Raw genomic sequence first — 11,763 nt, 5'->3', positions numbered from 1 at the left:
ACATGCGAAATCTAAAGGGCTTATACATGAAGGATACTCCTATGGTTTTCAGGATAGTACCTCTAAAATTACCCTGCATTTACCGATTGCCTTAGACCCCCTCAAAGAGAGGCAATTATCTGAAAAGTGGAAGAATGTATTCTATGCAGAGTATTATTTCATAAACTTTAGTGTCGAAGCTAAAGTCAAAACATACACTTCCTTTTCTGACAGAGTATATGTTTCAGATATCTATTGGGGCTCATATGCGAGAATTGTTGTTGCCACTAATTATAAGAGAGAGAAGGTCTTTGAGGCTTTCAATGAACGATTGTCTAATTCGCGAAGTAAGAAATGGGATGAAATACTTCAAGACCAGAATTATGAGCTGTATATTTCCCTTTCACATGTACCAGACTCTGGGAAGCCTGTGGATTCAAGTCAATTCTTCTCAGTAGTGGTCGGAGACAAGCCAGAACCAAAACCGATTTTCTTCACCGTAAAATAGTAGCAAAACGGATCGTAGTCGTCTCCCGATAGTCACTCAATATAAAATATAGATAGTCATAAGCCTCAATCCTTGATACATTACCCCTACATGAGAGGTGGAAGGTGTTTATTTTTTAGGTACCTTTGCACATTATAATTATAAGTAGCAATAAGTAGTTTTTGCAATGAAAGAGAGCATAGAGGTACATGGGCTAACATTTGTTCCCTACCTTTCAGAAGAGGAGTTGCGTCCTGAGGTTAAACGTATGGCTCAGGACATTGTGCATGACTTAGGGGCAAAGAATCCGCTCTTTGTCTGCATCCTGAATGGCGCATTTATGTTTACTGCCGAGCTGGCACGCCAGTTGGATAGTATATACGACATCGCCTTTGCTAAGTACTCATCGTATGACGGGCTCTCCTCTACAGGCACTCTCCACGAAATCATGAAGCCCACAGCGCCTATGGAGGGGCGAGTGGTAGTCATTCTAGAGGATCTAATAGATACGGGATTCACGGTAACGGAGCTTCGTAAGCTATACAAACAACGTGGTGCTACGGAAGTGTATGTAGCTGCTATGCTCTCTAAGCCCGATGCACTAGCTGAGGGTGCCGAGCCTGCAGAGTACGTAGGCAAGGAGATTCCCAATGACTTTATCCTAGGCTGTGGCTTGGACTACAATGGCGGAGGGCGTATGCTCCGTGACATATACGTGCTAAAGAAGTAATCATCATATTTTGCTGAAGCAAGGCACAGGGGTACCGTATAGTACACGAGAGTCTTGTTTCATAAACTTGTAGCTAGATACATAGTAACTTGCTACGAAGATACATGAGTTTATGCTTAATTTATTAATCTTTGGTGCTCCTGGCTCAGGGAAAGGGACTCAGAGCAAGTTCCTTGCTGAGCACTATGGAATTGAGCACATTTCGACCGGCGATCTCTTGCGTGGAGAAGTAGCCGAGGGGAGTGAAATGGGTCATAAGGTAGAGGCGCTTATCTCGCAAGGCAATCTAGTACCAGACGAACTCATCCTCAAGATATTATTTGACCATATCAATAATATCAAGGACTATAAGGGTCTGATCTTGGATGGGTTTCCTCGCACTATTGTACAAGCTAAAGAACTTATCAGAGAGTTCCAGGATAGATCGTGGAAGCTACCGCTCCTTGTAGCACTGGATGTGCCTGAGGGACAACTCATGGAACGTCTGCTGGTTCGGAGCAAAGTATCTGGGCGCTCCGATGACAACGAAGAGACAATCAGCAAACGTTTTCGCGTCTACCGCGAACAATCAGAGCCAATTATCTCCTACTTTGAGGAGCAAGATTACCCTCTCGTCTCTATCAATGGAGAAGGCACTATAGAGGGTATTACCCAAAGGCTAATTGATGGTATTGACAAATACACAAAATAATCATTAGATGGCGGGTAGAGGCACATAAGACAGCCACTACCCGCTACTTTTTTTGCACACAATATATATAAGTAAAGAAAATGGCTGAATCCAACTTTGTAGACTACGTAAAGATAGTATGTCGCTCGGGAAGGGGCGGAGCTGGCTCAAGCCACTTCCGCAGGGAGAAGTATATCCCGAAGGGTGGTCCAGACGGAGGAAATGGAGGTAGAGGCGGACACGTATACATCCGAGGGAACCGCAATTATTGGACGCTTATCCACCTGAGATATGCACGCCACATTTTTGCCACAGATGGGGAGCATGGGTCTAGCAAGAATAGCACTGGCAAGGATGGTCAGGATGTGTATATAGATGTACCACTAGGTACTGTTATCTATGATGCTGAAACAGGCGAATTTGTATGTGAGGTACGTGAGCATGACGAGGTGATTATGCTTCTCCAAGGTGGACTAGGAGGACTAGGTAATACCAACTTCGCCACGCCTACTAACCAGGCTCCACGCTATGCCCAGCCAGGGCAACCAGCAAGGGAGATGACCATAGTCATGCAGCTCAAGATGCTAGCCGATGTAGGACTAGTAGGCTTCCCCAATGCCGGCAAGTCTACCCTCCTTTCCATCGTATCAGCTGCCAAACCCAAGATCGCAGACTACCCATTCACTACCCTAGAGCCTAACCTAGGCATAGTCAATTATCGTGATGGTCGCTCATTTGTTATGGCAGATATCCCTGGTATCATAGAGGGTGCTTCTGATGGCAAGGGGCTAGGTCTTAGATTTCTCAGGCACATTGAGCGCAACTCGGTACTACTCTTCATTGTCCCTGCTGATACAGAAGACATTGCAAAAGAGTATGAGATACTCCTCAATGAGCTAGAGCAATACAACCCAGAGCTCATGGTAAAGAATAAGATACTCGGCATTTCCAAAAGTGACCTTATCGATGCGGAACTACAAGAGATGCTACTCCCTACTCTACCTGAGGGCGTAGAGCATGTGTTCTTCTCGGCTGTCACAGGCAAGGGGGTGCAAGAGCTGAAAGACCTTATATGGAGAAGTATCACGATTAACAACTTCCACGAGGTCAGCCCTATGGTACGCCAGAATATGAATCTAACCCTTGTAGGAAAGGAATTTAAGGAAGATAAGTTCTACTACGAAGAGGAAGACGAGGTAGAGGAGGACGAGTATGACGACAATGCTGGCGGACGAATGCTCGATGAGGATTCATGGGAATAAGTGGGGCATCTCCACTTACCATGGATGATGTACTAGACCTTTCTTCTTCCCATATACTGCTTCCCCATAAGGACAAAACCACTAGGAGCAACTCAGTATTTTTAGTAACTTTGTCCATTGAAGGGGAGTAATATAGAGAATTAACAATTACAAGATCAGGACAAAGCTTATGAAGAAGCTCATGCTTATTGCCCTAGGGGCTTGCCTATTTGGGCTATTTGGAAGTGCAAAGGCACAGACCAATATCCAGTATCATTACATTGTGGGAACCCACTTCTACAACGATCTCAAGGAGCGTAAGGAGCCCACGAGTCTAGTAACCCTAGAGCACTCCTCTGTCGACAAGTGGGGGTGCAACTTTGCATTTGTGGACTTGAATATGGGGAATGGCAATCTGCAAAACGTGTATACTCAGATACACCGTGACACTAAGTTTTGGGATGCACCTATCTTTATCCATACTGAATATAATGGAGGTGTAATGAGGGGCAATGAATTTGCCTTCAACCATTCATTCCTGGGCGGTCTAGCTTGGAAGTATGCTACAGACCAGACCTTTTTGGGCGTGAACATGTCGTACAGATACGATAAAGGATGGGCAAAGCCACATAATATGACCCTCCAGGGTGTCTGGTGCTGGAATAGCTGGAATAGAGTGTTCACAATCAATGGCTTTGCCACCATTAGCACCCAGAGCCTTAAGGGTGTAAATAGTGGTATCCGCTTTATTGCCGAGCCACAGTTCTGGGTGAACCTCAATCAATTTGTGGGTGTAGATGACGACTTCAACCTAAGCCTAGGTACAGAGATTAAGCTGACTTATAGCATGCTTTCTCCGGATCGCTTCTATGCTCTTCCTACAATAGGTGCTAAGTGGACCTTTAAGTAATGCGTAAGCGAAGCCTATACAAACGCCGCAAGCGCTTGATGCGGGTGCACGCCGAAGGATGGACATTCCTTGCGGGTGCCACCCTGCTATTGGTGGGGTCTTTGGTATTCCTATACACGAATATAGATAGCAAGATACCTTTTTGGCTCTGGCTGCCTTGTGTTTCGGTACTACTTGGACTGAGTTTTAACTTCTATCGCTTCCCTAAGCGGAAACAGCAATCCACAGACCCTTGTGCGGTGCTAGCTGCTACGGATGGTCAGATAGTGGCGATTGAGCAGGTATATGAACCTGAGGTCTTGAAGTGTGAGTGCATACAAATCTCCACCTTTATGACTATCTTCAATGTGCATGCACAATGGTTCCCTGTAGCAGGAGAGGTGACTTATACTGCGCATCACGAAGGACGCTTCATGAGCGCTAACCTTCCCAAGAGTAGTGTGGAGAATGAGCGTAGCAGCGTGGTGGTACAAACGGAGAATGGGCACAACATACTGGTGAGACAGATAGCAGGTGCTGTAGCTCGCCGTATTATCACCTATGCAGAAGTGGGTGAGGAGTACGATACAGATGAACCATTGGGGTTCATTAAGTTCGGCTCTCGTGTAGATCTTTTCCTCCCTCTTGGGAGTGACATCAAGGTAGAACTTAACCAGAAGGTATGGGGCAACGAGACCTTGATAGCTATGCTACCCAAGCCCCCACAAGCAGAATGAACATCAAGAAGCATATCCCAAACCTAATCAGTCTCTCAAATTCTCTATTTGGCTCTATTGCTATCTATTATGCACTAGGGCAGAGAGATATATTCGCTGCTATTATCTTTATGATCTTGGCAGCAGTTATGGACTTCTTCGATGGCTTCTCGGCTCGTAAGCTACAAGCCTTCTCTCCCCTAGGGAAAGATATCGACTCTCTCTGTGATGTCATATCTTTTGGCATGGCGCCAGCAGCCATGATGACTGTGGCTTTGGAGTCGATTGGTTTTCCATACCCCATCTTGGCTTTAGTGATAGTGCCTGCCTCGGTGTATCGACTAGCCAAGTTTAACCATGACGATCGCCAAACTGTATCCTTTATAGGGCTTCCTACTCCTGCCAATGCTTTGTTTTTTGCTGGATTAGCGCACCTCACAATCACCAATGCTAATGCCATAAGCGGAGCTCCGTTATCGATTATTTACAAAGTGTATCCTGCGTATGCCGTAGTCATTATCTTGCTTTCATATCTACTCATTAGCGAGATCCCGATGTTTTCTCTGAAAGGCTCCAACACCATGAGTAGAAAAGGGCACTTCATCCGAATCGGACTAGTGGTAGCTGCTGGTATAGTGGGTGTCATTTTCTATAGCTTTACAGGATTGGCTATCGCTCTAACACTCTATCTATTGATTAATCTTTGGGATTACTTTAAGCAGAGAATACCCTAAAATGAAGCGATACTTTTCCCTATACCTACTACTTGCACTCACTCTATTTGTGAGCTGTAAGGAGGAGCAGACTAAGTCTTACGAAGAGCTACTAACGGCGCTCTATACTCCTGAATATGCTACAGGATTTACGATATATAGTCTGGAGGGATACCAAAGTACAATGATTCGGATCACCAATCCTTGGCAAGGCGCAACTGGTGTAGTAATGGATACTTATATCCAAAGGGCAGAAGAACAACCTCCAATAGGCTTCAAGGGACAGGTGATAAAAGCTGATGCCCAACGGATAGTTGCACTCTCAACTACTAATATAGGGATTCTCGAACTCCTTGGGAGAGAAAAGAGAGTAGTAGGGGTGAGCGGTTTACAATATGTATTCAACCCGTGGATTACAGATCCTAAGAACGGAGTAAAGGATTTGGGGGAACAAATCCAGTATGAGACATTGGTGAGCTTACAGCCAGATGTTGTCTTCTGCTATGGCGTAGCAGATGAGCAAAAAATGATGACGGACAAACTGGAGGAGCTAGGGATACCTTATATATATAGTGCAGCATATCTAGAAGGGGAAGTACTAGGAAAGAGTGAGTGGTTGGTGCTATTTGCAGAAATAGAGAACATGAGGGAGGAGGGTACTGTCTTATTCCAAGAGATTGTGCGCAACTACCAAGACGCAAAAGCCCTTACCGCTAATATCCCTGATGAAGATAAGCCTAAGGTGATGCTGAATACACCTTTTAATGACGCATGGGTACTTCCACCGAAAAAGAGTACGACAACAACACTTATGAGGGATGCAGGGGCGGAACCATTCTTTGGTGAAAAAGAGGTCGGGGATGTCTCTCAGATAGGAATGGAGGAAGCCTTTACAATGCTTAGAGAGGCGGACTTCTGGATAGGGCTTGGACACACTACAAAGAAGTATTCGGAGCTCGCTCCTGCCCTCAGAGCGCATGCTTCGGAGATAAGACCGATACAGCTCGATCATTTGTATAATAATAATGCTATTACAACTCCTGGCGGAGGTTCGGCATACTACCAAGAGGGGATTGTGCGCCCAGACCTTATCCTCAGAGATCTGATAGAAATCTTTTATCCTGAACTACAAGAGCACGAACTACACTTTTACCGCCACATCCCAGTAGAATAATGAGACACAATCGCAGATACTTCACTCTCGTATTACTCAGCGTATTACTGGTAATCCTATTTATCACCGATCTATTGGTAGGAGACGTGCTGTATTCACCTTCAGAAGTATGGCAAGCCCTTATTGGGAAGGGCGACCTAGGAACACAACACATCATCACGCAAATCAGAAGCACTAGAGTATTTGTAGCAATACTCATAGGGGTAGCACTCCCCGTTTGTGGACTGATGATGCAGACCATCTTCCAAAACCCGCTTGCCGATCCTTATATACTAGGAGTAAGCTCTGGTACTGGCTTGGGTGTGGCGTTGTTCTTCTTAGGGATACCTCTGTTTGATATAGCCGTGCCACAGTGGGTTTTAGACTTTGGGATTCTAGGTGCAGGGTGGATTGGTGCTGCAATAGTGCTCTTCTTGATACTCGCTTTAAGCCGGAAGATACAGAACATCTTTGGGGTACTCATAATAGGTGTTATGCTCAGCTACATCGTAAGCTCAATTATACAGATACTACAGTACTACTCCAGCGCAGAACAGCTACAACTCTTCACTCTTTGGAATCTTGGATCGCTCTCCAATATCACGAGAGGGCACCTAAATATTATGGTACCAATCCTAATAATTGGAGTGATGCTCTCTATCCTCTCCATCAAATCACTGAACCTACAGCTACTTGGTGATGAATATGCCCAGACTATGGGTATGAATATTAAGCGCACTCGGACAATTGTATTCGGATCCACTACTCTTATGACAGGGACGGTAACCGCATACTGCGGGCCCATTAGCTTTATAGGTTTAGCTGTTCCTCATGCTACGCGATATCTATTCCGCACGTCGGATCATGCTGTATTACTACCCAGTACTATGCTGGTTGGGGCTAGTGCAATGCTCCTTTGTGACATCATAGCCAAGCTATTAGTGATTCCAATCAATTCGGTAACGGCTCTATTGAGTATCCCGATTATCCTCAAAGTCATCCTCCAACAACTCTCTCGCAGATGAAGCTCCTACTTAATCATATTTCGGCAGGTTATGACCGCCCTCTTGTGAAAGATGGAAACACGATGATAGAGGGGGGACAATTGGTGGCGCTACTTGGGAGGAATGGAGCTGGCAAGAGCACGCTGATACGTCATATTGCTGGGCTATTGCCTCTACTCTCGGGGGAAGTACTGGTAGGCGAAAAGGCAATACACAAGATGGACGAAAGGGAGAGAGCCAAACTAATTAGTGTAGTATCAACAAGGAAAAGCCGCGTACCACAACTCTCAGCAGCAGAGGTGGTAGGACTTGGGAGAAGCCCATATACCAACCTCATGGGCAAGCTCTCGGCAAATGATCGGGCTGCAGTACGTGAAGCTTTGGAACTCGTGGGTATCAGCCACCTATCAGATAGGTATGTAGACCAAATCAGCGATGGAGAGAACCAGAGGGTAATGATAGCTCGAGCTCTAGCTCAGGATACTCCTGTCATCCTATTAGACGAACCTACGGCTTTTCTCGACCTGCCCAATCGATACGACCTAGCCCTCCTACTGAAGCGACTGACCAAAGAGCGGAACAAGATTATCATATTCAGCACCCACGACCTAGACGTTGCCTTTCAACTTTGTGATCGTCTAATGCTAATACAGAATCATGAACTCATTACCCTCCCAACAGAGGAGATGAAGTCATCAGGATTAATCGAAGCGTTATTCAGCTCCGAACAAGTTCAGTTAGACCCACATACAGGCGCAGTACACCTTCGGCAGATATAAACAAGTCTGTAACATCAAAGCAATATATTGGGATAGGTCAGTTTATTTATCTAATTTTGTAGCTGATAAAATTGAAATTGCTAAAGATGCTTAATAGTAAGTATATATAGTTGTATGAGTGCAAAAAAGATCTTGGTAACTGGTGGTATGGGCTATATAGGCAGCCATACTACCGTGGAACTACAAGCTGCAGGCTACGAGGTAATCATTGTGGATAACCTCTCGAATTCCAACCGCGATGTTCTGAGTGGTATCACAGCTATCTCAGGAACCGAACCACTATTCTATGAAGTGGATTGTAACGACAAAGCAGCAATGCGCAAGATCTATGCAGAGCATCGACCAGCAGGTATTATTCACTTTGCAGCAAGTAAGGCCGTGGGAGAATCGGTAGAGAAACCACTCCTGTACTACCGCAATAATCTACTTTCGCTAATAGTTCAGCTAGAACTCATGCAAGAGTACGACACCAAAGGCATTGTATTCTCATCGTCTTGTACCGTATATGGTCAGCCAGAGAAGCTACCAGTAACCGAGGACGCTCCTATACTCCCCGCTATGTCGCCATATGGCAATACTAAGCAGGTCAATGAGGAGATTATCCGAGATACCATACATGCAGGTGCCCCATACAAAGCTATCCTTCTAAGATACTTCAACCCTATTGGTGCTCACCCCACTGCAGAGATTGGCGAGCTACCATTAGGAGTCCCACAGAACCTTATTCCTTACCTCACACAAACAGCGGCGGGGATACGTAAAGAGCTTACCGTGTTTGGTGATGACTACAACACCCCTGATGGCTCATGTATCCGCGACTACATCCATGTAGTAGACCTTGCCAAGGCACATGTCGTAGCTATGGATCGTATGCTGGAAGGGAAGAGCCTAGAGCCATTGGAGGTATTTAATATCGGTACAGGGCGTGGCAATAGCGTACTAGAGCTAATTCACACCTTCGAAGAAGCCACAGGGGTGAAGGTTCCTCACAAGATTGGACCAAGGCGAGAGGGCGATATTGAGCAAGTATGGGCAGACCCTAAGAAAGCCAATGAAGTCCTAGGTTGGAGTACGAAAAGCACTCTTGCACAGGCGCTCAAGAGTGCTTGGGACTGGCAACTCAAGGTAACTCCTAAAGAGAACAAATAAACAAAACCAAACTTATATAATACGTATATATTAAAATGAAACCAAATGATTTTGCGGTCTTTTCTGGCACCAATAGTCTATACCTTGCCGAGGAGATATGTCGCAGCTTGGGATGTGAACTAGGTCAGATGCGTGTAGACCGTTTTGCGGACGGTGAGTTTGCGGTCTACTACGAAGAGTCTATTAGAGGCAAGGATGTATTCCTAGTACAATCTACTATGCCAACGACAGACAACATCATGGAACTTCTCCTGATGATTGATGCGGCAAAGAGGGCTAGTGCGCACTACATTACTGCTGTTATCCCATACTTTGGCTGGGCAAGACAAGACCGCAAAGACAAGCCACGTGTATCTATCGGGGCAAAGCTCATCGCAGACCTTCTACAGACAGCAGGTATTTCTCGTCTGATTACTATGGATCTCCATGCCGATCAGATCCAAGGCTTCTTTAATCTGCCTGTGGACCACCTCTACGCTTCCAATCTCTTCTTGGATTATGTAAAGCAGTTGATGAACCAAGGCGAGATATCACACGAGAACCTCGTGATGGCAACTCCAGACGTAGGTGGTACCAAACGTGCTAATTCCTATGCAAAGGCTCTAGGAGTGCCTCTAGTAATCTGCCACAAACTTCGTCTACGTGCCAACGTTGTCGCAGAGATGCGCATTATTGGTGACGTAGAGGGTAAAGATGTCCTCCTTGTGGATGATATCGTAGATACCGCAGGTACTATGACAAAGGCTGCAAACCTTATGATTGAGAATGGCGCTCGCTCTGTACGTGCACTCGCAAGCCATCCAGTGATGAGTGATCCTGCAACCACAAGAATTGAGCAAAGCGAACTCAAGGAGATGATATTCACCAACTCTATCCCATACAAGAAGGGTGGAAAGAATATCAAGTGCCTATCAGTGGCACCTATGTTTGCTGAGGCGATCCGCCGTGTAGTAGAGCACGAGTCTATTAGCGATCTGTACGATATCTAATAGAATATTATTACATATTTTCAGATGAAAGAGAGACTGTACCCAACACACGATGAGGGGCACTTGTCTCTCTTTCGTCGTTTATTGCTCGATTGGTTTGACCAATATGGGCGAACACTCCCTTGGCGAGGGATCGATGACCCTTATCGTATTTGGGTGTCAGAGATCATACTCCAGCAAACCCAAGTAGTACAAGGCTGGGACTACTATAAGCGCTTTATAGAGGCGTATCCTGACGTAGTAGCACTAGCCAATGCTCGAGACGAGGACGTACTCTTCCTTTGGGAAGGATTGGGGTACTACTCTAGAGCCCACAATATGCTAGCAGCAGCAAGACAAATAGTGGCGCAACATGGTGGGTCATTCCCAAGAAACGAGAAAGAAGTCTCTGCACTCAAAGGGATAGGACCCTACACCACTGCGGCTATCATGAGTATCGCATACAACTACCCTCTTGCAGTCGTAGATGGTAACGTTTATCGGGTGCTCTCGAGAGTAGACGCGACAGAAGTACCCATCGATACTACCCAAGGGCAGAAATATTATAGTGCACTAGCAGCGGAGTATTTAGACGGCACTCAACCAGGGAAGTACAATCAAGCAGTGATGGATTTGGGAGCCATGATCTGTACTCCTCGCGCACCCAAGTGCCAAGAGTGCCCAATAGGTTCCCTATGCAATAGCAAAGGAAATAGGGAACTCATAGAACTCCTTCCCATCAAATCCAAGAAATTAGTTGTGAATAATCGCTATCTAGACTACTTTCTCCTCCTCGATGGAGATAACTTTTGGATTGAACAGAGAGATAAAAGAGGTATATGGAAAGGACTCTACCAATTCCCCCTTATAGAGAGCACAGAGCACACAATGAGCGAAGAAGAGATACAGGAGCACCTAAAGGGAAAGTGGAGACTACAAAAGACCTTCGACCTAAAGCCTCATAGGCTCACACACCGGTTACTCCATATTCGCATCCACCTATGCTATGCCATAGAGACCACTTCCCTACCCTCTCCCTACTTATCGATGCCACTCTCTAAGCATACTACACTTGCCTTTCCTAAGCCTCTCCGACAATTCCTAGACCACCACTTCCAATACTAAGGATAAGAGAAAAGGTGTATCGATAGCAAACCCACCATCGATACACCCTCTATTACTCTATCTAGCGTTCCGTTACAACATCACTATTTCATGTGTAAACGGCACATTTGCCTTGTGGAATAGGAGACCAACGGGGCAATAACGCTCAGTAGTATCAAGA

13 protein-coding genes are annotated in these 11,763 nt (G+C 45.6%); all 13 read left to right on the top strand.

Annotation, left to right across the window (positions count from 1 at the left end; genetic code table 11):
- The coding region (locus tag IX315_RS08805) for a hypothetical protein (RefSeq protein WP_211837376.1) at positions 1-487 on the top strand (487 nt) is incomplete at its 5' end.
- A gap of 166 nt (positions 488-653) precedes the next feature.
- Positions 654-1,196 carry a phosphoribosyltransferase gene (locus IX315_RS08800; RefSeq protein ID WP_018359033.1) on the top strand — a complete coding sequence of 181 codons (543 nt, stop codon included), beginning with the start codon at positions 654-656 and terminating at the stop codon, positions 1,194-1,196.
- A 112-nt stretch (positions 1,197-1,308) separates the two neighbouring features.
- Entirely contained in the window at positions 1,309-1,887 is a 579-nt protein-coding gene (locus IX315_RS08795) for an adenylate kinase (protein ID WP_018359034.1), read from the top strand.
- Between the two features lie 80 nt (positions 1,888-1,967).
- Positions 1,968-3,128, top strand: a complete 1,161-nt coding sequence (gene obgE / locus IX315_RS08790) for a GTPase ObgE (RefSeq protein WP_018359035.1) — start codon at positions 1,968-1,970, stop codon at positions 3,126-3,128.
- Positions 3,129-3,297: 169 nt separating this feature from the next.
- On the top strand, positions 3,298-4,017 hold the full coding sequence (locus tag IX315_RS08785) for a DUF5020 family protein (protein ID WP_018359036.1): 720 nt from the start codon (positions 3,298-3,300) through the stop codon (positions 4,015-4,017).
- Between the two features lie 38 nt (positions 4,018-4,055).
- Positions 4,056-4,733, top strand: coding sequence for a phosphatidylserine decarboxylase family protein (locus IX315_RS08780; protein ID WP_026215752.1), 678 nt, complete (start codon positions 4,056-4,058; stop codon positions 4,731-4,733).
- Complete coding sequence (locus IX315_RS08775) at positions 4,679-5,446, top strand: CDP-alcohol phosphatidyltransferase family protein (RefSeq protein WP_244973136.1); 768 nt, start codon at positions 4,679-4,681, stop codon at positions 5,444-5,446. Before IX315_RS08780 ends, IX315_RS08775 begins: the two co-directional genes overlap by 55 nt.
- A 1-nt stretch (position 5,447) precedes the next feature.
- The gene (locus tag IX315_RS08770; protein ID WP_018359039.1) at positions 5,448-6,599 is read left to right on the top strand and encodes an ABC transporter substrate-binding protein; all 1,152 of its coding nucleotides are present in this window, start codon (positions 5,448-5,450) and stop codon (positions 6,597-6,599) included.
- Complete coding sequence (locus tag IX315_RS08765; protein ID WP_018359040.1) at positions 6,599-7,603, top strand: FecCD family ABC transporter permease; 1,005 nt, start codon at positions 6,599-6,601, stop codon at positions 7,601-7,603. The genes IX315_RS08770 and IX315_RS08765 overlap by 1 nt, the downstream gene beginning before the upstream one ends.
- Positions 7,600-8,361 (top strand): ABC transporter ATP-binding protein, encoded by a 762-nt coding sequence (locus tag IX315_RS08760; RefSeq protein WP_018359041.1) that lies wholly within the window; start codon positions 7,600-7,602, stop codon positions 8,359-8,361. The genes IX315_RS08765 and IX315_RS08760 overlap by 4 nt, the downstream gene beginning before the upstream one ends.
- 114 nt (positions 8,362-8,475) lie before the next feature.
- Positions 8,476-9,510, top strand: coding sequence for a UDP-glucose 4-epimerase GalE (gene galE, locus IX315_RS08755; RefSeq protein WP_018359042.1), 1,035 nt, complete (start codon positions 8,476-8,478; stop codon positions 9,508-9,510).
- A gap of 35 nt (positions 9,511-9,545) precedes the next feature.
- Positions 9,546-10,499, top strand: a complete 954-nt coding sequence (locus IX315_RS08750) for a ribose-phosphate pyrophosphokinase (RefSeq protein WP_018359043.1) — start codon at positions 9,546-9,548, stop codon at positions 10,497-10,499.
- Positions 10,500-10,523: 24 nt separating this feature from the next.
- Positions 10,524-11,603 carry an A/G-specific adenine glycosylase gene (gene mutY / locus IX315_RS08745; protein ID WP_211637327.1) on the top strand — a complete coding sequence of 360 codons (1,080 nt, stop codon included), beginning with the start codon at positions 10,524-10,526 and terminating at the stop codon, positions 11,601-11,603.
- Positions 11,604-11,763 lie beyond the last annotated feature (160 nt).

The sequence above is a fragment of the Porphyromonas levii genome (assembly GCF_018206105.1).
GTDB classification, from domain to species: domain Bacteria; phylum Bacteroidota; class Bacteroidia; order Bacteroidales; family Porphyromonadaceae; genus Porphyromonas_A; species Porphyromonas_A levii.
The sequence above is the reverse complement of the archived record's forward strand: the minus strand, read 5'-3'. Positions and strand labels throughout refer to the sequence as shown.

Bases quoted from the DNA above. Each gene is read 5' to 3' on its own strand.
- IX315_RS08800 (WP_018359033.1), top strand. From the start codon at position 654: ATGAAAGAGAGCATAGAGGTACATGGGCTAACATTTGTTCCCTACCTT.
- IX315_RS08795 (WP_018359034.1), top strand. From the start codon at position 1,309: ATGCTTAATTTATTAATCTTTGGTGCTCCTGGCTCAGGGAAAGGGACT.
- obgE (WP_018359035.1), top strand. From the start codon at position 1,968: ATGGCTGAATCCAACTTTGTAGACTACGTAAAGATAGTATGTCGCTCG.
- IX315_RS08785 (WP_018359036.1), top strand. From the start codon at position 3,298: ATGAAGAAGCTCATGCTTATTGCCCTAGGGGCTTGCCTATTTGGGCTA.
- IX315_RS08780 (WP_026215752.1), top strand. From the start codon at position 4,056: ATGCGGGTGCACGCCGAAGGATGGACATTCCTTGCGGGTGCCACCCTG.
- IX315_RS08775 (WP_244973136.1), top strand. From the start codon at position 4,679: ATGGGGCAACGAGACCTTGATAGCTATGCTACCCAAGCCCCCACAAGC.
- IX315_RS08770 (WP_018359039.1), top strand. From the start codon at position 5,448: ATGAAGCGATACTTTTCCCTATACCTACTACTTGCACTCACTCTATTT.
- IX315_RS08765 (WP_018359040.1), top strand. From the start codon at position 6,599: ATGAGACACAATCGCAGATACTTCACTCTCGTATTACTCAGCGTATTA.
- IX315_RS08760 (WP_018359041.1), top strand. From the start codon at position 7,600: ATGAAGCTCCTACTTAATCATATTTCGGCAGGTTATGACCGCCCTCTT.
- galE (WP_018359042.1), top strand. From the start codon at position 8,476: ATGAGTGCAAAAAAGATCTTGGTAACTGGTGGTATGGGCTATATAGGC.
- IX315_RS08750 (WP_018359043.1), top strand. From the start codon at position 9,546: ATGAAACCAAATGATTTTGCGGTCTTTTCTGGCACCAATAGTCTATAC.
- mutY (WP_211637327.1), top strand. From the start codon at position 10,524: ATGAAAGAGAGACTGTACCCAACACACGATGAGGGGCACTTGTCTCTC.